Annotated in this window: 19 protein-coding genes and 1 tRNA gene; 6 read left to right on the top strand and 14 right to left on the bottom strand. The window is 43.4% G+C overall.

The window, feature by feature from the left end; translation table 11 throughout:
• Positions 1-4: 4 nt before the first annotated feature.
• The 5 genes from FEN17_RS12665 to FEN17_RS12645 are packed head-to-tail and all read right to left on the bottom strand — an operon-like array spanning position 5 to position 6,309.
• Positions 5-502 (bottom strand): DNA phosphorothioation-associated 4-like protein, encoded by a 498-nt coding sequence (locus FEN17_RS12665; protein WP_138365722.1) that lies wholly within the window; start codon positions 500-502, stop codon positions 5-7.
• Positions 503-2,719, bottom strand: a complete 2,217-nt coding sequence (locus FEN17_RS12660) for an AAA family ATPase (RefSeq protein WP_138365721.1) — start codon at positions 2,717-2,719, stop codon at positions 503-505.
• A gap of 2 nt (positions 2,720-2,721) precedes the next feature.
• Positions 2,722-2,955, bottom strand: a complete 234-nt coding sequence (locus FEN17_RS12655; RefSeq protein WP_138365720.1) for a hypothetical protein — start codon at positions 2,953-2,955, stop codon at positions 2,722-2,724.
• Between the two features lie 2 nt (positions 2,956-2,957).
• On the bottom strand, positions 2,958-5,183 hold the full coding sequence (locus FEN17_RS12650; RefSeq protein WP_138365719.1) for a DEAD/DEAH box helicase family protein: 2,226 nt from the start codon (positions 5,181-5,183) through the stop codon (positions 2,958-2,960).
• Positions 5,167-6,309, bottom strand: a complete 1,143-nt coding sequence (locus FEN17_RS12645) for a cysteine desulfurase family protein (protein ID WP_138365718.1) — start codon at positions 6,307-6,309, stop codon at positions 5,167-5,169. The genes FEN17_RS12650 and FEN17_RS12645 overlap by 17 nt, the downstream gene beginning before the upstream one ends.
• Before the next feature lie 222 nt (positions 6,310-6,531).
• On the opposite strand from FEN17_RS12645, the gene FEN17_RS12640 reads away from it, so the two are divergent.
• The 3 genes from FEN17_RS12640 (at position 6,532) to FEN17_RS12630 (ending at position 10,454) form a co-directional block, all read left to right on the top strand.
• On the top strand, positions 6,532-7,191 hold the full coding sequence (locus tag FEN17_RS12640; protein ID WP_138365717.1) for a hypothetical protein: 660 nt from the start codon (positions 6,532-6,534) through the stop codon (positions 7,189-7,191).
• A gap of 99 nt (positions 7,192-7,290) precedes the next feature.
• Entirely contained in the window at positions 7,291-8,301 is a 1,011-nt protein-coding gene (locus tag FEN17_RS12635; RefSeq protein ID WP_138365716.1) for a PDDEXK nuclease domain-containing protein, read from the top strand.
• Between the two features lie 89 nt (positions 8,302-8,390).
• On the top strand, positions 8,391-10,454 hold the full coding sequence (locus FEN17_RS12630) for a hypothetical protein (RefSeq protein WP_138365715.1): 2,064 nt from the start codon (positions 8,391-8,393) through the stop codon (positions 10,452-10,454).
• A 177-nt stretch (positions 10,455-10,631) separates the two neighbouring features.
• On the opposite strand, the gene FEN17_RS12625 is transcribed toward FEN17_RS12630, so the two are convergent.
• From FEN17_RS12625 to FEN17_RS12605, 5 genes are all read right to left on the bottom strand, one after another.
• Positions 10,632-11,852, bottom strand: a complete 1,221-nt coding sequence (locus FEN17_RS12625; RefSeq protein WP_138365714.1) for a site-specific integrase — start codon at positions 11,850-11,852, stop codon at positions 10,632-10,634.
• A 251-nt stretch (positions 11,853-12,103) separates the two neighbouring features.
• A tRNA-His gene (locus tag FEN17_RS12620) sits at positions 12,104-12,179 on the bottom strand.
• A gap of 127 nt (positions 12,180-12,306) precedes the next feature.
• The gene (locus tag FEN17_RS12615; RefSeq protein WP_138365713.1) at positions 12,307-12,912 is read right to left on the bottom strand and encodes a superoxide dismutase; all 606 of its coding nucleotides are present in this window, start codon (positions 12,910-12,912) and stop codon (positions 12,307-12,309) included.
• A gap of 62 nt (positions 12,913-12,974) precedes the next feature.
• The gene (locus tag FEN17_RS12610) at positions 12,975-13,427 is read right to left on the bottom strand and encodes a nucleoside deaminase (RefSeq protein WP_171037915.1); all 453 of its coding nucleotides are present in this window, start codon (positions 13,425-13,427) and stop codon (positions 12,975-12,977) included.
• A 67-nt stretch (positions 13,428-13,494) separates the two neighbouring features.
• Complete coding sequence (locus FEN17_RS12605) at positions 13,495-16,890, bottom strand: Ig-like domain-containing protein (RefSeq protein WP_374756669.1); 3,396 nt, start codon at positions 16,888-16,890, stop codon at positions 13,495-13,497.
• Positions 16,891-16,900: 10 nt separating this feature from the next.
• On the opposite strand from FEN17_RS12605, the gene FEN17_RS27275 reads away from it, so the two are divergent.
• Positions 16,901-17,059 (top strand): hypothetical protein, encoded by a 159-nt coding sequence (locus FEN17_RS27275; protein ID WP_171037913.1) that lies wholly within the window; start codon positions 16,901-16,903, stop codon positions 17,057-17,059.
• Positions 17,060-17,960: 901 nt separating this feature from the next.
• Here FEN17_RS27275 and FEN17_RS12600 read toward each other — a convergent pair.
• The 3 genes from FEN17_RS12600 to FEN17_RS12590 form a co-directional block, all read right to left on the bottom strand.
• Positions 17,961-21,017: a serine hydrolase domain-containing protein gene (locus FEN17_RS12600; protein WP_138365711.1), complete on the bottom strand. Its 3,057-nt coding sequence runs from the start codon at positions 21,015-21,017 to the stop codon at positions 17,961-17,963.
• Positions 21,018-21,199: 182 nt separating this feature from the next.
• Positions 21,200-21,913, bottom strand: a complete 714-nt coding sequence (locus tag FEN17_RS12595) for an ATP-binding cassette domain-containing protein (protein WP_138365710.1) — start codon at positions 21,911-21,913, stop codon at positions 21,200-21,202.
• A 60-nt stretch (positions 21,914-21,973) separates the two neighbouring features.
• Positions 21,974-23,089: an acyltransferase family protein gene (locus tag FEN17_RS12590; RefSeq protein ID WP_138365709.1), complete on the bottom strand. Its 1,116-nt coding sequence runs from the start codon at positions 23,087-23,089 to the stop codon at positions 21,974-21,976.
• 188 nt (positions 23,090-23,277) lie between these two features.
• On the opposite strand from FEN17_RS12590, the gene FEN17_RS12585 reads away from it, so the two are divergent.
• Complete coding sequence (locus tag FEN17_RS12585) at positions 23,278-23,688, top strand: hypothetical protein (protein WP_138365708.1); 411 nt, start codon at positions 23,278-23,280, stop codon at positions 23,686-23,688.
• A gap of 135 nt (positions 23,689-23,823) precedes the next feature.
• Positions 23,824-24,951 (top strand): ATP-binding protein, encoded by a 1,128-nt coding sequence (locus tag FEN17_RS12580; protein ID WP_138365707.1) that lies wholly within the window; start codon positions 23,824-23,826, stop codon positions 24,949-24,951.
• 3 nt (positions 24,952-24,954) lie between these two features.
• On the opposite strand, the gene FEN17_RS12575 is transcribed toward FEN17_RS12580, so the two are convergent.
• Entirely contained in the window at positions 24,955-26,622 is a 1,668-nt protein-coding gene (locus tag FEN17_RS12575) for a complex I subunit 4 family protein (RefSeq protein WP_138365706.1), read from the bottom strand.
• Positions 26,623-26,641 lie beyond the last annotated feature (19 nt).

The following is a 26,641-nucleotide window of genomic DNA, read 5'->3' as shown; positions in this document are numbered from 1 at the left end:
AAATTTAGAGAGTGTTTAAGAAACTTACGGCCCCATATGGATCCTCAAATAGTTGAGGCTCATCGGCTAGTTTCGACTGCATCAAATCAAATCCTCCGTTAGCATATTCTTCCATAAGACGAATTAGATCAAGAGCTTTGTCATCAGTCTCTTTTTCGTCTAGCTCCTCTAAATCAGCAAAATTTATGTCTGAGAGCACCAACAATGACATAAATATATACTCGACCAGTTCCCTTGGTCTCCAAGATTCAATCGTTAGAAATTTTGCGCCTTCGGTTGCGCGGCTAAACGGAATTCTATACTCTTTACGTATACCAAGAATGGTTGCATATATAAAACACTCATAGTAGTTTGCGAAAATCTTGCCTTGTGAATATTTCTCTTCTTCTGTGCCTAGCGACGTATCAAATGCCCGTTTTCGAGCTAGTCGATCGATTAAGCCAATAAATCGTATTGGATATCGAGGATCTTTTTTTTCGAATCGGTCGAAAATAGTTTGCATTTATATTTTAATTTTTTGAATTGTTACTTCGATTTCGTTTCTAAAAGAATTAGCGATACCGTCAGGCATATCCAATTGGTAAACGTTCAATTCTTTACTATTTAGTTCCAGTTGTTCTTTCAGTTCTACTAGACGGTCCATATCCGGTTTGTAGCGACCATCCCGACTATCGTCTTCAATCAGTAATTCCTTTACAATAACAATGCTTTGTGTAAAAGTATTTGCCGTTTCTTTGAAAAAAGTCATGGATTTTACAACATCAAAGTCAGATACTGGTGCATCTGAAATTAATGGATAGTATGATGCGTAATTTCTGGTTTTGTTAGCTGACACTATTGCCATAACAATTGACAATTTTAACGAGCTGACAAGAGATGTATTTAGATTTCCGACCTCTTTGCTATCATTATCAATAATTGCTGGTCGGTAACCACCATCTGTTGTGTCTATAAAGCGAATACGGCCATAAAATGCTCCTGTTGGAGCGTTGATATTTTTATAATGCAGATTTGCCGTATCTTCAAGTTGCCGTACTAGCTCCTCATACTTTGTTTTCTTAATTCTTTTAGTGAGTTCAACTAGATCAAAAAGAATGGCCTTTTTTTTGGTCAAATGAGGTGGTACCTGTCCTTCTGATAACCGTGCCAAAATATCATTGATTTCTCTTAAGCGACTTTCTTTTTGATTTTTTTTGTTCATATCGGTAACTAAATCACCTTCATATTTTTGAATATCGTCCACCGCGATATTCATTGAATTTACAATGTCCCGGGCATTTGTTATTCCGCTTAGCTGCTCTTGTTGTTGGAGCTCTCGTATTTTGGAATCTAGCTCGTCTTTTAAAGTTCTAACATTCTCTCGAATGTAATTTTGTTGCAGTATCGATTTTTGTACTCTTTCTGGAATAGTATCGATACTATACTTCATCCCCAAACCAGCCTGATAATAGTGCCTAAAAAACGGTCTTAAATTTTTACGTTGTTTTTCGGTTGGAATTATTTCTGGCTCCGATTTTAATAAGCTGTTTATCGCAATGAATGCATCAGTACCTCGTGGTGCAGGTCGATCGCAAACTAAACAATGTTCCTTTTCCATCATTGAGCGCACATACATGGGTTCGGGAACGTTTTCCGGAAGTCGGACTTGAAGTTTTTCAGCTGCTTGCTTTGTTAGGTTGGCCTGATACTTACGATCGGCTACAACGTCATCATAAGCAGTCAGTTTTTCTTCAAACTTTTCAATTAAAAATGATGTGTTCATCAATACCCAGTTGTCATTAAACAGGGATTTGCTTAGAATTTCATCAAAGCTGTCTGATTGCTTCGTTGCCGCTGTATAGGATGTTTCAGCTTTATATCTCTCTTTGATGAGTTTATTTATTGTTTCAGCAAACTCAATGCTGGCCAACAGAGAATCTTTCTTTTCTTGCGCATGTTGCTGATTTTGAGAGGCATTGGTAATTTGTTGCTCTATTTGACGAACATCTTGCTCTAATAGCCTCTGTTCTGTTTGTAATTCGATAATCTTTGCCCGGTCTTTCTGAGACTTTTTTAATTCTTGGTCAAAAGCGCTTCTGGCGGATTCATGAGCCTTTTCTGCTACACGAATATATTCTTCCCAACGATCAATGTCTGAGAGACGCTTAATTACAACTTTTAAAGATGCGTTACTTGACGTGTCTATGAGGTTACTTATTCCACGTTCGCCTTGGAACCACAAATACGGACGAACATCTGTGGGAATAAGTCTGTCTAGGACTTCATCATGCAAATTGTCCGGGATTGGCTTGTATGAAATTATGTCATATTCTAATATCTGGAATTCGCTTGATCCCGGTTCAATCCAGGTTTTTTCATCCAAGCGTTGAATGCCGTAAGTTCTTATTAATTGATATTGTTTCAATGATCCATTACGGACGTTCTCTACTTCTATCACTACTTTGGTTTCAACGAATTTACCAATTTCACATTCTACTCTTGCCTTTTCTGATATCAGTTCTCCTTTGACCAGATTTGTTGTCTTCAAGCCTCCTGGTATGGAACGAGGAGAAGTGTCTGTTATCCCATTGTTAAAAACCCATTGGAAAGCATCATATAGTTTTGACTTGCCATATCCGTTTGCGCCGAGAATGATATTAAGACCTTCAACAAAATTGAAGTTATTTTCTGTGCCGTAATAGCACATAAAATTGCTTATGCTGATTTTCCGGATTAACATATTTATCGAAGGGCATTTTCAAGATGAGCATTTAGACGAGCAGCAGCGGAATTAGTTGTCGTATTTTGATCTTCTACTTCCTTGACCATTTGTGTGACTAAATTGACGAAAGTTTGTGTTTCTAGTGAGAATTTGCTGGTCATCGACATCTGATCAACGTCAGTTGGAGTGAGACCGTACTTCTTTTGTATTTCATCGTCTTTTAAAAAGGACTTAATCAGCTCAATTTGTAACATATTCAGGAGGTTAGGTCTAAGTGGATGGTGTCCAAGTTGAGATTATATTGCTGGCATATTTCCCAAAAGGTTTGTGTAGCTTGGTATTTGTTAGTGGACAGAAATGCAAAGTGTACCACTCGTTCTAGTTCTTTTCGAACGAGTTTTCTCTCCAATTGAAAGCTAGGACTATTTGGATCTACTCTTGGTATAACCACCATATCATAAATGTATGCAAATCCTTTGTCCCGGTGCTTTCTTAAAATGCGACCGCGTCTTTGAATGAATTGCCTTGGATTACCCGTACTTGAACAGAATATCGCTTGTTCAGTCCTTGGAATATCAACTCCTTCGTCCAAACATTTCATTGAAAGTAGTGCATTGACCTGACCCTGCTCAAATTGCTGCAAAACTAAATCTTTGTCAGCGGATTCACTGGTGTATTGGGTTAAGGTGGTCAGTGGAGAAACTCTTCGAATTATTGTAGAATAGAAGTCAATAATTCGGTTTTCATCGGTAAATTCAGGAAATGTATCATTGTCAAATTCGCTATCCTCATAATAGCCTTCTGGTGCATATACCAAAGTATAACCTATCTGTCCGCGTTCGCTTATAATCTCAGACAAAATGGATTCAAAAGCTGCTAGTTTTCCTTGCGCTTTATGGATTATCCGTTTGCGCTGCATTAAAAGCATTTCTATTTGTTTGGATGACGTGGCTTCATGAGCATTTCTCGCATAGAGTCGCGCAAGCTTATTAGAAATTTCTGAATAGACTTCCATCTCCTCCGAAGTCAAACTTACAACCTTTGGGTAATAGTAGTAAGGGCAAAGTATTCCTTCATTAATGGCCCGTTCCATTGAGAAGTTGTATACATATGGTTCTTTATCGTTAAAAAAGATTTCCATATGTTCAGATCCAATAGGATCATAAATGCGTTTAGGAGTTGCTGAAAGCCCTATACGTTTATTAAGATGTATGCTTTCAAGCAAACGAGAAACAGCCGGGGATGCAATATTATGAGCTTCGTCCGCTAGTAAAATTGTTGAAGACGGAAGCTTTTTAAAATATGTTTGAAACTGCGCCTTCGTGAACGACTTGTATGTTACGATAACTATAAACGAGACATTTACTCCAAAACTAAGCTGAGAAGTTATACGACTTAATTGAGCCTGCCAGTCCTTGGTTTCAGACGACACCGTAACTATTTCCCCAAAATTAAATTTCTTAACTTCTTGGATCCATTGTGTCAACAAAACGGTGGTCGGCACTAGAATTACGGCTTGGTAGCAGTTGTTTGTCTGAAGTGATTCATTCAAAACGCAGTTCAGGGAAGTTATTGTCTTGCCCGTGCCAGTAGCCATGGCAAAAATACCTTGGTAATTATTGTTGACCCAGTTTTGATAAGCTTCTTTTTGGTAATCCCTCGGGCCACTTTCATATGGAAAACGGGGTGTGATGAGGTATTTCTTAATATTTTCCAAAATCTTTAATACTGCTTGTTGATGCTTCTTACTCTTAATTTCTTTGGCTTTTAATAATACTAAATTTTGTTCATTTACAAGTAATTCATCCAAGTCTTTCCCACCATACTCACGAATTATGACTTCCTCTATCTGTTCAAATGGAATAATTTCAGCATAGTCCGTAAGACCGTCAAAAATCTGATTATAGTCGAATTCGTACTCTGAAAAAATGTTCTCGTCCGTTTTCCAAGAGACTTTGATGTCCAATTCTTCCAAATTTTCAAGTAATCCTGATCCTGTGAAGTTACAGGATCCCCTGAATTTAACCTTGCTCGAATCATCATAAAAAATTCCAGATTTGTAATGAGCTATTCCGCGACGCCCTACTGGTTTTATTGCCCGTATCTGAATTCGATTAGCCGAAATCAACCAGGCAATACATTCGAAGAAGTGGATGCCATAACTATCTAATGATTCCCTTAATCTTTTAAAGTCTTGGACGGAATACTCAAAGCTATCAATGTCTGCTGTTGTACCATGTACAAGAGCAGCTTTATCAAAAGTGGATAAAACATGGTTTATAATAAACCTTACCCTACCACCGTTACTGATAAATTTTGCGAACCCTAGGGATAAAACGCTAATTGCCGATGAACTAAAATAACCTAATAGAAGATCAAGCCTAGTGCTTTCCATCAAGGACTCCATGTAAAAGGTCAATGGCTCGTTCTCCGTTCCTGTTCGGTACTCTTCACTTTTTGGAAACTCAATACCGGACAGCATACATGCGATTTTTAATTGACTCTATTGTTTGTTCAATTTCATCCTTTGTCGTGTATCGGCCAAGAGAAAACCTGATAGATCCCAAGGCATTGTCATCATTTAGGCCCATAGCCTTCAAAACATGAGACGGCTCAGATATGGATGCGGAACATGCGGATCCATTTGATACGGCGATATTGTCAAGTTGACCTATCAAAACATTAGCATCGATTTCAGGGAAGCAAATATTTGTGACATTATATAAGCGTTTTTTAGTATTGCCGTTAACAAACGTGCCTTCAATTTTTAATAATTCCCTTTCCAGATGATCTCGTAATTGGACAATCTTCAAGGCGTCAAATGACATTTGGGCTTCAGCAAGTTCAAAGGCTTTCCCCATTCCAACGATACCAGGGACATTTAATGTGCCACTTCTTAAGCCTCGTTCGTGTCCACCGCCGTGCGTTGATGCTTCAAGGGTGATGCCGCCAGGCAATACCTTCCGAATAAATAACCCACCGATGCCGTTGGGACCATAGAATTTATGGGATGAAAATACTATGATGTCCACACCGGTATCATTTATAGAAAATGGAATTTTTCCAATAGCCTGGGTTGTGTCCGATAAAAATACAGCTTCTACCTCATGAGCAATTGAAGCCGCTTGCTGTAAAGGTTGTTCAACTCCTGTTTCATTGTTTATTGCCATCAAAGCAACCAAAATCGTGTCTGGACGAACGGCAGCCCTTATGTCTTCCTCATTTAGCATTCCATCGTGAGAAACAGATAAATAGGTTACTTCAAATCCTCTTTTTTCTAAAAATCGACATGTGTCAAGTACAGCAGGATGTTCGGTTTTAGCAGTGACAATATGCTGACCTTTATGGTGATAGGCATTGGCAACCCCCATAATCGCTAAATTTATTGCCTCTGTTGCTCCTGAGGTGAAAATTATCTCGCTACTATCACATTGCATGAATTCAGCAATCTGATTTCTGTTCTGTTTTACGGTCTCGCTAATTTGTTTTCCAAACTTGTGCGTGCTAGATGCGTTACCGTATATTTTGGAGTAGAATGGTAACATCGCATCAATCACCTCCGGAGCAGTTGGTGTTGTGGCGTTGTAGTCTAAATAAATAAGATCCATTGCAGAGGATGGCTAGTTTAATGGACTAATGTAATGAAAATGGAATTGTATTTTTCTACATTCGTTGTAGCGCTTTATAGTTCTGATGGTTATTTTCCATAAGTGTAATATGTGTCAGTGTAGAGACGGTGGATATTGTAAACGCGCTGTCGGTGCTGACGTTTGAAGTGTCGGTAGAAGAAATTTCATTGGACGACAACATTTTATAATCTACTCTCAATCATGAATGATGATGCGATTTTTGACAGTTTTAGCACATTGTATGAAGCGCAAACCAAGCTTACAGACTATAATGGCGTTTTTATCAAAGATGGAATAATCAACAAAAAGTTATTCCTCAGTAGCAGGGAAAAAATCCTTTTTATCGCCAAGGAGCACAACTTGCCTAACACCTACAATAAGGAAACTTATGCAGCAGACTACCGGATATGGTGGGAGGATCATGTGCATTTGGGTTTTTCGGTCAGAATAAGTGAGTGGGCACATGGTATCGAAAACAACTTTTCAACGCCATATGATGCGATAGAAAAAAATCACCGAGAACAAGCTTTAAAATCAATAGCCTTTATCAACGTAAAAAAGACCGCCGGTAGAGCAAAAGCTCACCCAAAAACGATTTGGGGCTACATTGGAGTGAGCCGTTCACTGCTGCTACAACAAATTCGTGAAATTGCTCCAACGCTAATTGTTTGCGGTTTTCGATATGACAATTATCCCATTCAGTTGTTTGAAGTCCCAATTAAAAAATCGGAGTCCGGAACTTTTAGCATGGGGACATGGGAAGGTATCAAGATCATTAATTTCTTTCATCCATCCTGCCGCAAAGATAAAAAGTGGCTTTATAATGAATTGGCACTCGCTTATAAGAGCATAAGATTTTAGGTTTTATTTTTATTATGGTGCTAATAAGCAGTAGGATGTATTGTCAGCCTTAACATTTTGGATATAATTTTGTATGGATAATATATTAAGGATTTCCTTATGACAGATTACATAGCTCTCTTAGAGCAGCTTAAAAAAGAGATTAGAGAAGCTCGGTTAAGAGCGACGATTTCGGCTAACGTCGAAATGCTGTCTCTTTATTGGAGAATTGGTAAGATCATATTAGATCAAGAAAAGCAAGAAGGGTGGGGGCAGAAAGTTGTGTTACGTTTGGTAACAGACTTGAAGGCGGAATTTCCAAATATGAAAAGTTTGTCGCCGCGTAACCTGCGGTATATGAAGTCGTTCGCTGCGGCGTATCCTGATGAGTCAATTTTGCAAGTCACACTTGCAAAATTGACCTGGTACCATCACATCACCTTACTTAGTAAAGTAAAAGACCCTGACAAGCGCCTATTTTACATCGCAGAAACAGCTCAGCAGGGCTGGTCCCGCGATGTTATGATCATGCAAATTGAATCGAATTACTCAGAACGCCATGCTAATACAGTATCAAACTTTGGGCGGGCTCTTCCGGATCCTTTGTCTGATCTGGCACAACAATCGATCAAAGACCCTTATCTATTTGATTTTTTGACGTTGGCTGACGGTTATAAGGAACGAGATCTGGAAAATGGTCTGGTTGCGCACATAACGAAATTTTTACTGGAACTTGGCAAGGGATTCGCATTCGTAGGTCGACAATATCCGATCGAGGTCTCAGAAAGAGAGTTTTCGATAGATTTATTATTCTACCACCTAAAACTAAGAGCTTATTTAGTCATTGAGTTGAAAGCGGTTGAATTTGAACCAGAATTCGTCGGTAAACTAAATTTCTATTTATCTGCTGTTGATGACCAGCTACGAACCGAGCATGACAATCCGACTATTGGGCTTCTAATCTGCCGAAAGCGTGATAAAATGATGGCAGAGTATGCTCTGCGTGATGTAAACAAACCAATAGGTATATCCGAATACCGGATTTCTGAGTCGCTACCTGATGACCTAAAAAGTACTTTACCGACAATTGAGGAAATTGAAGAGCGATTAGAGCAGGGGGAAAGCAAGTGAATGAAAGCACGAGCTAAAAAACTGTTAATCTTTAAAGATATAACTCTTCAATACTTTCAGATAATGTAATCCCGCTTAATTTTCATACAATGTCAAACGAGCCAAGTACTTCATCCAGTTCGATAACAACCACTATACAGCCAAAGTCTAGTGACGTTGAATCACTTTTTGACTTTTTAGATAGGAATGTAGTTGGAGATATAATTACACTTTCGAAGATTGAAACAGGGAAAAGTAATTCATTGACATACTGCTCAGTACCTCAAACTCAATGCCTATTTTCATTTTGTGATCTTTTAGGCTATCTAGAATCAAAAAATAGAGAGGACGATACACATGGTAACCTGCGCCATTTCTTTGTTAATTATCTTGATAGTCAGTATATTAAATACTTCCCTATCTTGAAGAAAATCTATCGGCATGGGCTAATTCATTCCTATTTTCCAAAATCTGTTTATTGGGGAATATCGAAAAAACTTCCTGAGGGAGGCAGTCTATACAAAGATAATTCATTGAACGTCAATCGTTTTTCGAATGATGTGTTAGCCGCATATAAGAAGTTCAAAACCAAATGTCGTGCTTCTAAGGAATTGGGTGATAGTATTGTTAAACGATGGTCTTCTCTTCAACACAAGGGATCGGAAGACGCTATTATTCAGCTTTTTTCCTTAGTACCTGACAAATGTGCTGAGCTTGTCAAAAACATTCGTCAATTGCGACCATTCGAACTTTGGTTTGATGTCTCCGCCGATACAGAGAAATATTTCTTGAATTCAATTAGGAAGTTTCCGTCTCTGAAACATGAGAGATGTGACCAAATGTTTCACGATAATTTCAATACATATAGAATTCAAATACCTGATTTAGAAATTGTATCAAAAATAATTGAAGCAATTTTTCCCAGTAATAACTCGTATTTTCTAGAAAAAATATTTTGGTATTGCACATTCTCGGATATTAAAGCGCAAGATTACGAGATTGAACTACTTTTAAATTCCGCACGAAGATATATTATTGATAGAGATTTGGTTACATATTCTGACTTGTTTAGGAACACTGAGTCAAGTCGCAGATCCCTTAACTATTTCCTTACGTCAGATCCCCGTGATTCACAACTTAAAAATATTTGTAGGTATAAACCATTTTTGAATGAAGATCTCATCAACTATAAGAATTTAGTCAATTGGACGAGCATTTTCTATAATGATGAAATTGAGTGGGTAGCGGATGTTGAAGTATTTAAATCCAGCGACGCCGCGGATTTTAAAAGATTCAAAAGAAATTTAGAGACAATCAATGTCATTGATAATACATATGGAGCGTATTTGGGGGTAAAACGCCAACGGCCTTACTTTCTTAGAAATGGCACTAATGAACTTGTCTTTCATAATTCCTCGATTGAGACAGTTGATACTACTGATTCGAACAATAAGTATCGACTGTCACCAGAAAATCTCCAGAGTATAACTATTGATGGGTTACGGGGCTATATTAGAGATGTGGAGATTAGTAAATATCGTAACATCTCATTGGATGATCTGGAAAAAAGTGATGAAGAGCTAGGAAAGGTTGCTCTATTTATAAGTACGTCTGCCGGAAGCTGGGGGAGGGAAGGCTATCATGATGTTAGCATCGACAGCTTATATGTATGTCTTGAACATAATGAAAATTTGGTTGTAGATGATAACATATTCACCTTTCTGATGAGTAAAAGGGTTTTTAAATTGAAACGTGAACGCAGTTTTCTTTTAAAATCAGATAGTTACAGTCACAGAGGGAATGAACAGTTCCAAGAGATCTTTGCTTACCTATATGATCAATTGGAAGGGGATTTTTATTCTAATGATAAACGAATATTTAGCATTGAACAATTTTCGCCCTCACAGAAACTAAAGTTTAAAAATCTAAACCTATCCGAAGCCTATACTTTATCCCATGTCACTGAATTGATGGAACATGGTTATTTGGGGTTCGAGTCGTTAGCAGGTCAGACTTACACAATTGATAGACCATGCTTTACACCAACAATCCTTCGGCCATTTATTCCTTATATACTTGACAATGACTTTTTTGAAAGATATACAAGTGTTTTAAAAAGAGAATACGGGTTAGAAGATTGGCATAAGTCACTGATTAATAACGATTTTGAGTAGAGTTTTACTTTTAGATGGTTGTAACTAAACGTCGGATCAGTGCTACATGATAGAATACTTCAAATAACCCCAAACCAAATAATATTTTATTGTATAACAAAATGATATGTTTAGTATTATCTGTTTGCAATGAGCGAAACGCCAAGCCTCCGCGATTGACGCTTCGCTCTTACAACCCTACATCCCCTTCAATCGCTCCCGCAACCCCTTCATATCCTCACTAATCTTCACGTCCAAGATCTTGGCATAAATCATAGTCTGCTTCAAAGACCGATGCCCGAGCATCTTGGAAACCGTCTCAATCGGCACTTTATTACTCAGCGTCACGGTAGTAGCGAAAGTATGCCTCGCGATATGAAAAGTGAGCGTCTTCGAAATCCCGCAAAGGTTAGCAATCTCCTTCAAGTAAGCATTCATCTTCTGATTACTCAGCACCGGCAGCACGACGCCCTTATTACAGCACTGCGGATGCTCCTTATACTTCTCGACGATATCGAGCGCAGTAGGCAGCAGAGGAATACGTGTAGGGGCATCCGTTTTCTGCCGGGTGGTGTCAATCCATGGCTCACCATCCATTCCCACGACAATATCTGTAGTCTTCAACTGCTTCACATCGACATAAGCGAGCCCGGTGTAGCAGCAGAAAAGAAAAATGTCCCGCACCTGGCTGATCCGTTCGACTTCGAAAACTCTCTCAGTAAGCCGTTTCAGTTCATCCCGAGACAACGGATTCTTCACCACTTCCTTCTTGGTCAGCTTAAATCCCTGAAACGGATCTTTCTTCAACCATTTGTTATTAACACAAATCAGTACAACCTTTTTCAGATTGCTCATGTACTTAATCGCGGAGTTATGGTTGCAACCTCGTGCGCTACGGAGCCAGAAGTTAAATTCCGTAATGAACTCGAAGTTTAGATCTTTGATCTCCATATCATCCTTCTTGTACTTCCATTTGATGAAGGAAGCAGTATGCTCCTTAGCGGTCTTGTAGCGCTTCAAAGTGAGTGGTGCGAACTCCTGGCCGACCAGCGCTTCCATCTGCTCATTATGGTGCGCAAAGACTTCAAGAATGGTACGGGTCTCATTGCTTTTGCCAAGCAAAATGTTTTTCAAGCCTTCCGCAGAAATTTCTTTATCATCTTCGGTAAGAATCTTCTTGGCCTGATACACTTTGGCAGTAAGCATGTCCAAATACGCATTGAGCGTTTTGGCATCTTCTTTGTTTCCGGCGGGGCGTCCGACTGAGGAATTCCACCTTTCGGTATTCCATAGCTTCTTGGTAGATAGCTCGGCGACCTTGCCGTCGACGGTAATTCGCAGGTAAACGTAGCGAACTGTTCCTTTTTGATTTCTGGCGGGCTTTAAATAGAAAAGCAGGCCGAATGTTTTTTCCAACATAACACAAGCGTTTAAAAGTGGTTAAATATCGAGCTACCACGCTTGCCAGTCAAGATGTCCATGCGGTGAACAGGTTGTCTATCAATTTGTTATGCCGTTTCCAGTGAGTCTTTTTCTCAAAGTGAGTGAACTACACGAAAGACTCACTGAAAACATGGGAATTTTTGCATTTTTTGATATGATCTGAAAAACAAAAATGCCCGCAAATCATTGATTTACAGGCATTTTGTTTGACTTTGAACTTATTTCAAGGGAGGGAGACGGGTCTCGAACCCGCGACCTCTAGAACCACAATCTAGCGCTCTAACCGACTGAGCTACAACCTCCGTTTATTCTTCTCAAACACGGATAATCCCGTTTTCGAGGACACAAAAGTAACAAAAGGTTTACAGCTTGCAAGAGATTTTATCTAAAAATTTAGCAGCTGCAAACCCTTTGCCTATATATCAGACGATTACTTCGCCGAAGTGAAAAGCGCGTCAGCGGCTTTCCAATCCACTACATTCCAATATGCTTCGATGTAGTCAGGACGCTTGTTTTGGTATTTCAGATAGTAAGCATGTTCCCAAACGTCCAGACCGATGATCGGTGTGCCTTTTACTTCGGCGATGTCCATCAATGGGTTGTCCTGGTTTGGCGTAGAAGTGATCGCAACGCCGTCGCCGGATTTGATCAGCCATGCCCAGCCTGACCCGAAACGGCCGATGGCTGCTTTTTTGAATTCGTCTTTGAAAGCAGCAAACGAGCCAAATTTCGCATTGATCGCCTCAGCCAGTTTGCCGGTTGGCTCTCCGCCACCGCTTGCAGAAAGTGATTTCCAGAAAAAGCTGTGGTTCCAGTGCCCGCCGCCGTTATTCCGAACTGGCGCAGGCGCCTTGCTGATGTTTGCAATAATATCTTCTATTGTTTTGCCTTCCAATTCGGTTCCTGCTACTGCTGCATTCAGGTTGGTAACATAAGCCTGGTGGTGACGGTCATGATGTATCTCCATAGTCAATGCATCGATATGCGGCTCCAATGCATTGTTTGCGTAAGGTAAGGGATCAAGTGTAAATGCCATTTTCTGTGTAGTTTAAGATTAATAAATCTGCTTTATCAGTTGGCTAACAGCAGAAAAACGCTTTATGTTCTTAATTGCCTAAAAAATTTGAGCAGCAATTCCTGCGATTCCGCCGCCAAAATGCCCTTCGTGAGCTGGGTTTTTGGGTGTAAAATGGGTTTTCCAAGACGCGTGAAACCGCGCTTTTCGTCCGATGCCCCTATCACCACCCGCTTCATTTGTGTCCAGTATAAAGCACCCGCACACATGACACAAGGTTCGAGCGTGACGTACAATGTGCAATCGGTTAGGTACTTGGCACCCAAATGGTCTGAAGCCGCTGTGATCGCGATCATTTCGGCGTGGGCAGTTACATCGCGCAATAATTCAGTTTGGTTAAAGCCCTTTCCAAGGACCTTTTCGCCACTTACTACCAGTGCCCCCACCGGAACCTCGCCGGCGTCGTAGGCCTTATGCGCCAGCCGCAGCGCCTCGGCCATAAAGTAGCCGTCCAGAATGTCCGCTTGTATATCCATTTGGTTTATCAATAAAAAACAGGACATCGGTATGACGTCCTGTTTTGTTTTTTTTAATGCTCAATATTTAAGGTTTCATCACCCGCTGCACCGTGCTCTGATCACCGTTTTTGATGCGCAGCAGGTACAAACCGGATGGATAGCTGCTGAAATTGATCTCTGTCGTTTTTTCGCGGATCACATTTATCGCTCTCGACCGGCCGCTCAGATCAACCACCTCAACCGACGCCTGTTTTGGCACCAAGGTACCAGTGATCTCCACAATGCAATTCGCCTGGATCATAGTCGGATACACTTTCACCCAGTCGGCAGATTTCGATGGCTCTACGCCCAGGATCGGATCTACCTGCACCCTTGCCGAGCCGACGCCGTTTCCAATACCGCAGCCATTCGTTACTCTTGTGATGGTATAGGTCGAAGTTGTCTTTGGCGTTACCCTAAACGTATAGGGTGTAACGGAAGCTGTGATCAAGGTATCCTTCGTGCCATTGTTCAAGGTCAGTGTCCAGGGTGATCTGCCGGTGATTTCCGCTTTGAGATTCGCACTTTCACCTACCAGGATCGTTTGCGTGCCGGTCAATGTTGCTATCGGGAGCGGACTTGCGGTGATCGTAATTGCGCTGACACTACCTTTCACTGTAAATTCGGCATTCGCGCCTGAGCTGATCACCCGTACAAAATAGCTCCCGCCTTTGGTTGTATCAGGGAATGTCGCAGTTACGATGTTATTGGTCGCGGTCGATGGGATGGTCCGGAACTGCGCGTCTTCGTTGTTGGCCGCGATCTGTACTTTAAAGGTATTTTCAGAAGGAAAATCGCCAGACTGCTGGAAAGGAACGCTGAATGTTTTTCCTGCGCAAACTTCCGCAACAGATGGATTTCCTGAATTGATCGTCGGCACTTTCACCGTCACCAGCGCGCTTCCGATCGGCAAACCTTTGCCGCAAGCATTGGAAACCTCGGTCACGACATACGTGGTCGTCGTGCTCGGCTTCACTTCCACCTGGTGGTTCGATTGGTCGGTTGTGTCGGTCAAACCATTTGAAAGCGCATAAATCCAGGGACCGTCGCCGGTAAACTTAATGTTGATATTCGCCGTGCTGCCCAGATCAATGGTAGAGTTACCGGTAATCGTGGCCGATGGCAGCGACTTAATGTGAATTTTGATCTCTTCTTTCGGACTTTCGCAACCATTCGTAGCACCGGTTTGGGTTACAAAAAACGAGTAATCCTGTACCTTTTCGGTAAATGGCGTGAAGGGGACGCCCTGAAATTCCGTAGCATCCGCCGAGCGGTACCATTTTAAAACATTACCAGTCGCTTCCAATCTCGGTGCCACTTCATTCTGGCAATATGCAAGGGATGTTTTAGTGTCTGGAACCGGTGTTGTGTTGATTTTGACATCGATTTTCGCACGGTCGCTGGTACACCCTTCCAATGTTTGTGCCACGAAATAAGACTTTGTCCCACCCTCGGCAGTAGAAGGAGTTGGCGCAGTATTGCTTCCGCTTCCGCCAGTCTGGCTGTCATACCAGTTCAAAGTAGCATTGGTAACAGGCGTCGCAGTCAAAGGATCTACTTTGATAAATTGGCAATATTCGATTGAAGGCTTTTCGATTGTTGGAACATTCGGTAATTTCTTGATGCGCACCTTCTGCGCTACACGCGCCGGACTTTCGCAGTTTTTCGCTGATTTCTGTGTGACATAGAATGTCGCTTCGCCAGCAGTTTTAGCATTGACGGTCGGCGTAGTCGCAGAGCCGGTCCCGCCTGATGCTGCGGTATACCAGTTCAATGTGTTTCCGTCCGCCGCTTTTGTCGGGAATGTGTAGGTTGAATCTCCTCTTGTCTGGCAATACGCTTCGGAAAGTGCCGCCAGGTTTGCTGGTGTTGGATTGACGGTCACATCCAGCTTAGCGCGTGGGCTTTCGCAAGATAGTGATCCGTATGCGCTTAATTGCGTAACATAAAAAGAGGTTACGCCAGCGGTTGTAGTTAATGGAATAGGAGCCGTTCCTGTACCAGTACCACCTGTCAGGGCAGCATACCATTTATAAGTGGTCCCAGAGGGCGTCAGAGGATCGGCCTTGATGCCAACGCAATAGTCCAACGCTTTAACAGTCGGTGCCGCGGGAGTAGCGTTTACGACTACATCAATTTTAGCCCGTGGACCTTCGCAAAGTGTCGCAGCTGTCTGACTGACATAATAGCTGGTCGTTCCAGCTGTTGTAGTGACTGGGATGGGAGCTGCACCTAGCGCTGTCCCCCCTGTCGCAGTAGTATACCATTTTGGTGACGTTGCAGTAACAGTTAGAGCCGTTGCGTCAGAATTTTGGCAGATACTAACAGGCGAGGTAACTGTGGGCAGCGCAGACAAATTTTTGACAGTCACTTTCAATTCGCTTCTCGCGCTCTCGCAACCATTTACTGTCTGGCTTACAAAATAGCTTTTTGTACCCAAACTATTAGTAGTTGGCGTGGGCGCCGAAGCAGATCCGGTCCCGCCGCTGGACGCAGTATACCAAAGCAATGATGTGCCGGTAGCCGTAAGCGTTGGAGCAGTCGCATTTAAACAATAATCGATATTGTCGACCGCTGGTGGGGAAGTTTGATTAACTGTTACCTTGATTTCCGCCTTTGAACTTGTACAAGCACCAACCGTTTGTGTCACGAAGTAGGAAACTGTTCCAGCAGCATTAGTCGAAGGTGTTGGAGCAGAACCAAGAAGATCTCCATTTGCATTGTACCATTTGAGACCAATACCTGTTGCTGTTAGCGGTGTCACCGTTTTACCAAAACAATACGAAACGTCAGCTACTGTTGGCGCATCCGGCGGCGTACATGCGGTTACAGTAACTTTGATTTCTGCCCTGGCACTTTCGCAACCAGAAGCCGATGATTGCGTCACGAAATAACTTGTAACTCCAATTGTTCCGCTGGATGGTTTAGGTGATGTTGCCGATCCAGTTACATCACTTGAAGAAGTATACCATTTCAGATTAATTCCATCGGCCTCAAGTGCTTTCGTTGGAGCATTTAAAGTATAACTAACATTCGCAACTTTGGGTGGATCAGGAGGTGTGCAGGCCGCTACGATTACCTTAATTTCCGCCCTAGGGCTTTCACATCCACCTACCGTCTGAGTCACAAAGTAGCTGGTAGTTCCAGCAGTGGCAGTGGACGGTTTAGGCTTAACGGTTGTACCATCTCCTCCGGTTGCAGAAGTATACCATTTTAAATTTTCACCAGTTGCATTCAAAGTGAACTCTGGATCGCCGATTTTCTTGTTCACGTCGGAAACTGCCGGTGCGGCAGGGGGGGTGCACGCACTTATAGTTACGACTATCTCTGAGCGTTCGCTTTCACAACCATTTACGATTTGGCTTACCCAATAGCTTTTTGTACCAGCCACGGCACTTGATGGTTTTGGAGCTGCTGGAAGTGGGCTTCCCGCTGTCTCCACATCATACCATTTGAACGTAGCTCCGCTAGTTCCTGTAGGATCAGGAATTATTGCCGTAGATGCATTAAGCGTATATGAAATTGATGAAGAAAGCGGAACAGGTTTTACAGGAGCTTCCTTAATTGTAACAGTAACTTTTACTTTTGGGCTTTCACAAGCAAGTGCATAATCAGCAGTAACAAAATAATCCTTTGTTCCCACTGTGGATGTGGAAGGAGTAGGGGTTGTTTGGGTACCTCCACCTGTCTCACTTTCATACCAAGTTAATTGAGCGCTAGATCCACCAGGTGCACTGGCAAAAACCGCGTTTTTAAGAATATCAGAAGTTATTGCGGAATTCTGGCAAATAGGCGCTGGTGGAGTAACGCTAGGTTGATGAGCGACTTCGTAAACGTTTACCATTATTGTGGCCTTCCCACTTTCACAACCATTTACCGTTTGAGAATAAACATAATTTCCACCTATATGTGAGTACGATGTGTTTATAACAGGTGTTCCAGAAAGCGGTGTACCATCTGGAGCATACCATGTAAAGGTTGTTCCTGGAGTTGTCGAAACTGGAAGAGCGGCTTTTGTGTCACCAACACAAAAACCTGGATAGACTCCGCTATATGGCGTAGCTGGGGTTGCTTTGACACTAAATGCGGTACTTTCTGAACCCGCATTTGCCGGAGTGATAACTAGCACTTTCGCCTTATAACCCTCGCCAGCAGTTGCATTTGGGGGGACTGCTATATTTATCGGACTTGACGTACCAGTAGCAGTTTCCAATGGATTAGCAAATGATCCAGTCGCATCTGATAGTTGCACTGTATAAGTTGTCCCACTGGAAAAGCCTGATGCAGTAAATGCAACAGATATCGACCGCCCCGAGCATACGGACTCAGGCGTGACCTTAACCTCGGTGATCGTTTGCGCTAGTGAAATTGCCACTGAGAAAAGCGTGGCGAGAAATGTTAAAAAAAGGGCTTTGCAGGTAAATGTTTGTTTCATGTAATCGTCTAAATATCTTTCCTCTACCAGTTTGATTGGTAAAGTTAGAGATATTTTTCAAATACACTTAAACCACATTACGGAAGCTGGCTTTTCCTTTCCAGGAGCGAACTGTACACAATGTCCTGGATTTTTCGGCGTGTCCACTGGGTTGTAATCTTCGTATTTTCAGGATCGGGATTCACGCGATTGGACAAAAATATAAACAATAAGTCCTCTTCCGGGTCCATCCAAACCATGGTACCGGTAAACCCTGTATGTCCGAAGGAATTGACCGAAGCCTGGGGCGAAACGTACGAACTGCCGCCATCGCCGGGCGCTTTATCCCAACCCAAACCTCTGTGATGCGACTCATCATACACCCGCGAAAAGAAAGGGACCGTGGCTTGCTCGAAATACCGTTTTCCGGCATAATTCCCTTTCCAAAGGTTCATTTGAAACAAAATCGCCAGGTCACGCGCCGTACCAAAAAGCCCCGCATGTCCCGAAACGCCGCCCACAATTGCGGCCATTTGATCGTGCACGGTACCTTGCAAAAGTTGCCCGCGGAACCGGTAATCATTCTCTGTCGGTGCAATTTGTTTCTCGGGAAAACGTCTCAGCGGATTGAATCCCAGGTATGCCAAACCCAGCGGATCGTAAATGTTGGCCGCCACAAAAATGTCCAGCGATTGTCCGGTAATCCTTTCTACCACTTTTTGTAAGGTCAAAAACCCGAGGTCGCTGTACAGAAAACCGTAGCTGCCACTGCGCTCTTTCCGGTTGTTCATCGGCGACTCGATCACCCAATTCCACACCGAATCACGCAATGCTCCTTTGGCAAAAAGCTTCGGAGCCACCTGCAAATAATAGGACGTATCGGCCCGTGAACTGTAATATTCCGGAAGCAGCCCGCCCGCGCTGGTTTTGGTACGGTCCCAAAGCGGGGGATAAAATGATACCAGACCCGAGCGATGCAATAAGAGGTCACGAATGGTGAAATTCTGCTTATTAGTACCTACCAGTTCAGGCAGATAGGTTGATGCTTTCGTATCAAGATCAATTAGCTTGCGGTCATAAAGCAACATGATCGCCTGCAAGGTGGCGGAGACTTTGGTGACAGAAGCCAGGTCATAAATCGTTTCAGGCGTCACCTTTTCTGCCGTTTTATAACTCAGTCCGCCAAATTGTTTATCATAAATGACTTTACCCCTGCGCGCCACAAGAACTTCGCAGCCAGGAAAAACATGATCCGCGACGGACGCATTGGCGATGTCATCGATGCGTTTTAAAAAGGTACCATTCATGCCCACACTTTCGGGTGTTCCAAATGCGATGCGGTTGATCGAAGTCGTATTCACCCCAGTGCCAGATTTAAAAGAAAGCACCGAAACTGGCAGCTTGCCTTTCGAGCTCAGCGCGCCAAAAATCACCTGCGGCACAATTTCCTGCGGATCCTGACCATCCTGATTGGCACAAATTAAAACATCGGTTTCAGGAAAAAACTGAATGCTGTAAGGCGACCCGAAAAGGCACAGGATCACTTTTTTATTTTGTTGTTTCAACTGGCTGACAAAATCCGCCATGCCGGAAGTCACCCCGTAATTTCTTTTTGGGTTGGACGCAATGCCGTGAATGTCAACAATAACCGTATTGTAAGGTTGCAAATAAGTCAGCATCTGAGAAATCTGCTCCTGCGACGACGGCCCTTCATAAAATGCGTAAGACCGCATTGGCTTGTAAGTCGAAAGCATTTTTTGAAACGCGACACTGCTCCCCTCCCCGATGCTCACCGACGCCATATTCTGGTCCATCACCGAGCCGATCGGCAGCAGGTTATTATCATTTTTGACGACAGTGACGGAAGCCTCGCAAAGTTCGCGGTACAGTTCCTTGCTGCTTTCCTGGTTCAGGTCGGTATAAAGATTGTTAATGTCAATCGGTGTGTACTTGCTCAGTCCGGCCCAGTATTTAGCCTGCAAAATCCTTTTTACCTTATCATCAATGATTTTCTCGCTAATGATCTTTTTATCAATCGCTTCCTTGATCTTGGCGACAGTTTCGGCGATACTTTCAGGGTAAAGCAGCACATCATTTCCAGCTACAACCGCTTTCAGGTTCACGTCAGCAGCTTTACCATTTTTCAAAACACCTTTCATATTCATCGCGTCGGTGAAAACCAATCCGCGGAATCCTAAGTCTTTACGCAGCAAACCATTCACCACTTTATCAGAAAGCGAGCTGGCCTGGTTTGGCGTGCTATCCAGCGCCGGAACATTCAAATGTGCATTCAAAACACCCATCAAACTATCGGCAATCATTTCGCGGTAAGGATACAGGTCAGTTTCAGTCAGCTGCTCCAACGAATGTGTCAGTACCGGCAGTGTAAAATGAGAATCTGCATCTGTATCGCCGTGGCCGGGGAAATGTTTGGCAGTCGCGATCACTTTATTATGCTGCAAACCTTTCATATAAGCCACAGCCTTGCGGGTCACATTCTCGCGGTCTTCGCCGAACGAACGTATACCAATCACCGGATTAGCGGGATTACTGTTAATGTCGGCCACCGGCGCGAAGTTGATCTGGATTCCGAGGCGGCTGCATTGTCTGGCAATGTCGCTGCCCATGCGGTAAATGAGCTGGTTGTCCTGGATGGAGCCGAGCACCATTTGTTTCGGAAAAGAAATCGTGCTGTCTAGACGCATACCCAGGCCCCACTCGCCGTCGATGCCAATAAAAAGAGGAACTTTTGATTGCGCTTGGTAGCGGTTTGTGAGCTGCGCCTGCCCTACCGGACCGCCCTGGAAGAAGATAAGTCCGCCGATATGAAAGTCATTGATCAGGCGATCAATGTATTTATAATGTGCATCGTCACGGTTTGAAAATGTAGCCACCATGAAAAGCTGCCCGATCTTCTCCTCAGTGCTCATGGAATTCAGTGTGCTGTCGACCCACTCATTTTCAGGCAGGACAAGCACCGGATCAGCACGTTTTTTTGGGGCTTTTTTCAATTGCTTTTTAACAACCTTTGCCTCCCCAATAACCGGCATCCCAACACTCAAATGCTTCCAGGCTACGGAAGCGACCGATGTCAGAACAACCAATAAAATGACACTTGCAAGAACACGAAACCGGCCGAAAAACCAATTTTTCATATCTGGATCACTGACTTTAACGAGGGAATGTTAGGTTATTCGAATTTAACATTGATTCTCAGAGTTTATCAACAGTTACATGGATAACAATTTTCATTTCCGTTTTAATCCAAAAAAATGAAGTTTTAAGGCAATTCTAATAATTGTCTGAGCAACTACTTTCTTCACAATAAAGTTAGCTGCTACTCGCTCCGGGTAAGGTTTTTAAAAATTTCTTCCAGCGAATTCCCCGTCGAACGCAGTTCATCCAGCGAACTGTCGCTCACCACCTTTCCTTTATTAATGATAATAACCCGGTCGCACAAAGCTTCCACTTCCTGCATAATATGGGTCGAAAAAAGTACCGTTTTATCCTTCCCAGCCGTGCGGATCACCTCCCGGATTTCCTGTATCTGGTTGGGATCGAGGCCGGTAGTAGGTTCGTCCAGGATCAAAACCTGCGGATCGTGCAAAAACGATTGCGCCAATCCTACCCGCTGGCGGTAACCTTTGGAAAGCTGACCGATCTTCTTCTTTTTCTCCGGTTCAAGCCCGCACATGGCGATCACTTCTTCCACCCGCGTTTTCAATGTTGCACCTGACATTCCGTACAATTTCCCCGAAAAAAGCAGGAATTCCGTCACGAACATATCCAGGTAGAGCGGATTATGCTCAGGCAGGTAACCGATGGATTTTCTGGCGGGCATCGGCTGTTCAACCACATTAAAGTCCGAAACTTTCGCCAAACCCTCGGTCGGTTTAAGATAACCCGTTAATATCTTCATGGTCGTAGACTTACCCGCACCATTTGGCCCAAGAAAACCTACGATTTCCCCTTTTTTCAATGTAAATGAAATCCCATCTATCGCCCGCTGCGCCCCGTAAACTTTTGTGAGATTGGTTACTTCGATTGACATTTAGTCGGTTTTGAAAAGGAAAGAATAAAGGATGAAAAGGTGAAGGGTTATTGGTTAATGCTAGACTTTCAGGAACAGTTTGTTTCTGTATAACAAATACATAAATGCCCACTGGACGGCCAGAAAGGCGAAAACTTCACCCATCGCCTCAACCGGGTGAGGGAAGTAACTGAGTATCCCTCCAAAAAGTGCCTCGGCTGTATAACTGAATGAAATGAACCGGCCGATCATATAAATCACGATGGAATTCATCCCGATCACAACAAAAAACAGCGTCCATCTGCGGTAATTCAGCACGTCGACGATCCAGTAAAACAGAGCCAGCAGCAATGTGCTGAACCCGCCTGCGCAAAGCACGAACGAACTCGTCCAGAGATTCTTATTGATCGGGAAGAAATAATCCCAGACCAGGCAAACCAGCAAACTTACGATACCCGCGAAGAGCAGGTAAATCACTTTCATGTTTTTAGAAATAATCTCCTCGCTCGTTCTCAAAAGTTCACCTGCAAAAATACCCATCAATGCTGTCGCAATCGCCGGAATGGTCGAAACCAAACCTTCCGGATCATGAATCCCAAGATGCAAACGTCCGGGAATCAGCATTTTATCAAAATAACTGGCTGGGTTACATTCAATCGTCATGAGTCCGGCGCCACATCCCGGGACCGGGTAAAACTGCATAAATAAGTAGTAACCGATCAGCAAACCCGCGAACCAGATCCAGCGCGCTTTTTTTCCTGTGTATAAATAAATGATCTGGGCAAACATTCCCGCGAGACCTATCCGCGCCAAAACGCTGGGATACCGCATGTTATGCCACTCGGTTTCGAAAATTCCGTTATTGTAAATGATGCCCAGAAGTACCAGGATCAATCCCCGCTGAATTACTTTGCGGATCAGATCAGACGGTGGGACGCCTTTTTCAAGCCGGCTTCCCAGGGAAAATGGTACCGAAACACCGGCCATAAAAAGGAATGTCGGGAAGATCAGATCGTACGCCCGGAAACCGTTCCAATCGGGGTGGGTAAACTGGTGCGCCAGGAAAATCGCCCACGACCAACCGGTCACTTTGGCGAGCACAGCGAAAATTTCTTCGCCACCCGAAATCCAGAACATATCAAAACCACGCAATGTATCCAGCGACAACAACCTTTGCGGAGGGGTACTTTCTTTCATTTGATAAAAAAGGGTAAAAGGAAATAAAATTTGGAAAAACAGCCGGACATTGAAATAAAATATACCATACCTACTGCAAAGATGCTAAAAAATACTACTTACGAAGGTTAATAATACACATTTTATATTTTTCTGCAGCCGCTTTACGTTATAAGCATCACATTTTAATCCATAGTTAATCTCGCCCCATGAAAAAATTCCTGATGCTCTGTTTTGTAGTAACCGCCTTGTGGTTTACCGGCTGCGCAACTTCCAAGACTGCCAGCACGTCCAACCACGACGACGATTTCCAGACCGAAGAACAAATCTCCAACAGCAAGCTCAACAACCGCCGCCTCGAAAAGAACCTCGATAAGTTCTCCGCAGAACTGGACCTAAGCAAACGCCAACTGAAACAATTCAAAAAAATCGACCGCCGCTACGCCCGCCTGGAAAGAAAAATTTCCCGCAAAAGCGATTCAAAACGGCGTGATAAAAAACAGTTGGCCGAAGAAAAAAGAATTGAAATGATCGGAGTTTTGACTGCGGATCAGCAGCAGAGATTGGAAGCTTTGGCTAAAAAGAACCGGTTTAGCCTGGATCAGATTTTTGGAAGATAGAGGGTCAAAAACATGATGAAAATGGATTCAAATCCAAAATAATCATAATATAAATGGATTTAAATCCTTAAATATTATGATTAAAATGGATTTGAATCCAAAAATATTATAGTTTTGTTGGAACCGCTTATTGATATGATAGCCAGAAACCAGCTCAACTTCGCCCTAGAACACCTTTTCAAAAGGAAAGCCTTCATCATTTACGGACCCAGGCAGGCGGGCAAAACTACCTTCTCCGAGCAGCTTCTTGAAAATTTGGGCAAAAAGGTACTCCGACTAAATGGTGACGATGCTGATATCCGAGGCCTTTTTCTGAAACCAAATGCCACTTTACTGGAAAGAATTATAGGTGACAATGAAATCGTCTTCATTGACGAAGCTCAGCGAATCGCGGAAATTGGAATTGTTATCAAAATTATCGTCGATCAATTCAAGTCAGTTCAGGTAATCGCGACAGGCTCTTCTTCTTTTGAATTAGCAGGTAGCATTAACGAGCCCCTGACCGGCAGGCGATATGAAATGCGGCTTCTGCCCCTATCTTATGGCGAACTGATTAAGCACACAGATTTTCTAACCGAACAAAGGCTTTTGGAACAAAGGCTCATCTATGGATCTTACCCCGAAATTATCGTAGACCCGAATAATGCTGAAAAACATCTTAAACTGATTGCAAACAGCTATTTATACAAAGACCTTTTGATCTTGGAACAGATTAAAAAACCGGTGTTATTGGAAAAAATCGTGAAGGCGATCGCCCTGCAAGTCGGCAGTGAAGTGAATGTGACGGAAATAGGCAGGCTCGTGCAGGCCGACAATAAGACTGTTGAAAAATATATCGACTTGCTCGAAAAAGCATTTGTGATTTTTACGGTGCCGGCATTTGCAGGCAATGTGCGAAATGAAATTAAGAAAGGCCGGAAAATCTACTTTTATGATAATGGGATCATTAATGCAGTTAATAACAACTTTAATGCATTGAGCAGCAGAACCGACACAGGTGCATTGTGGGAAAATTATCTCATCAGTGAGCGTAAAAAGCTTTTAAATGAGAAGGAGATGGATGCGAAGATTTATTTCTGGCGTACCACGCAGCAGCAGGAAATTGACTATATCGAACAAACCGGAAACCAGCTCAGAGCCATTGAATTTAAATGGAGCGCAGCTGCTAAAAAAAGATTTCCATCCACATTTCTGGAAGCATATCCACACGCAAAGACCGAGATTATCACTCCTGAAAACAGGGACGATTTTCTGACAAAATAACTCTTACCTCAATCCTTCAAGCCACCCCTGCACGGTAGGTCCACTGATATTGAACAAAATTCCCGGCAAAATTCCCAGCAGAATCGTCAGTAAAACCAGTGGGAATAACATTCCTTTTTCCCTGATCGTCAAGTCAGTGAGCACTTGCGACTGGTGGTTTTTATACCAGAAGGCGCCGAAGAACATGCGCTGGTAGGTCCAGAGGAAGTAGGCGGCGGCGAGGACGATGCCTAATGTTGATACGGCAGGGATCCAGACGGGCAGGGAGTTGGATTGGAATGCGCCCATCAATGTGAACAATTCGCCTACGAAACCGGAAAATCCGGGTAAGCCCAGGGATGCAAAAAAGGCAATGCCGGTGATGATGGTGTAATGTGGCATGACGCCGATCAGGCCGCGGTAATGGTCGATGCGGCGGTCGTGGGTACGGTCGTAGAGGACGCCGGTGAGGAGGAAAAGCATGGCGGAAAGTACGCCATGGCTGACCATTTGGTAGATTGCTCCGTTGATACCTTCGGCGGTGAATGCGGCGATGCCCAGCAGTACGAAACCCATGTGCGAGACGGAAGAGTAGGCGATCATCTTCTTTAAATCGGTCTGCCCCAATGCATTGAAACCTCCGTAGACAATCGAAATCATTCCGAAAATTGCCAGCGGGATCATGCTGTACTGAGCTTCGAGCGGGAAAAATCCATCGACGATCCGGATAAAACCGTAACCTCCTATTTTTAACAAAATACCAGCCAGAACTACGGAAATGGGTGTAGGTGCCTCTACGTGGGCGTCGGGCAGCCAGGTATGTACCGGCACGACAGGAAGTTTGACGGCGAAACCGATGAACAAAAACCAGAATGCCAGCAGGCGCAAAGGAATGTCGGCGATGGAATATTGCGAAGTAAGACTGAGCAACGAGCCGGGAATGTAATTGCCGGGATCGGCCAGGTAGGCGAAACGGAATGTATGTATCAGCTGCTCCGGCGCGATTTTCCCGTCGATGAGCCACTGCTGGATTTGCGGAATAATGTCAGGATGCGCCGCATCGTCCATGCCCAAAATGCCGACTGCGCGCGCGGTTTCCAGCGGATCGATGACCGAAAGGTACAGGCCGATCATGACGATCAGGATCAGCAATGAGCCAAAAAATGTATAAATAAAGAATTTTAGTGCTGCATATTCTCTTCTTGGCCCGCCCCAAAGTCCGATCAGGAAATACATCGGCAGCAGCATGAATTCGAAGAAAAGATAGAAAAGGAAGAAATCCTGCGCCAGAAAACAACCGATCACACTACCCGTCAGCAGCAGGTACAATGCAAAATAAGCCCTCGTTTTTTGAACAATATTCCAGGAACTGACTACCCCTACCAGCAAAACGACCACCGCCAGCAGCACCAGTGGCATACTAATACCATCCACGGCCATGGCATAATCGATCGAAACGACGCCCAGCGAGCCGATAGGCAATGTAATCCAGTCGGTTACCTCACTAAACTGATGTCCCGGATTTTGATTTTGAAATGATGCATATAAAAGAATCGCCACCAGCAGATCCAAAACCAATGCTGCGAGGGCGATAATGCGGAAATTTTCGGTTTTCGGGGAAGGCCAGGCGGCGACGGCCAACGCGCCCAGCAAGGGTATGGCAACTAAGAGGGAAAGTATATGATCGATCATCAAATAGGTATTTAAATGC

This window comes from Dyadobacter luticola, assembly GCF_005860805.1.
In the GTDB taxonomy this organism is placed as follows: domain Bacteria; phylum Bacteroidota; class Bacteroidia; order Cytophagales; family Spirosomataceae; genus Dyadobacter; species Dyadobacter luticola.
The sequence above is the reverse complement of the archived record's forward strand: the minus strand, read 5'-3'. Positions and strand labels throughout refer to the sequence as shown.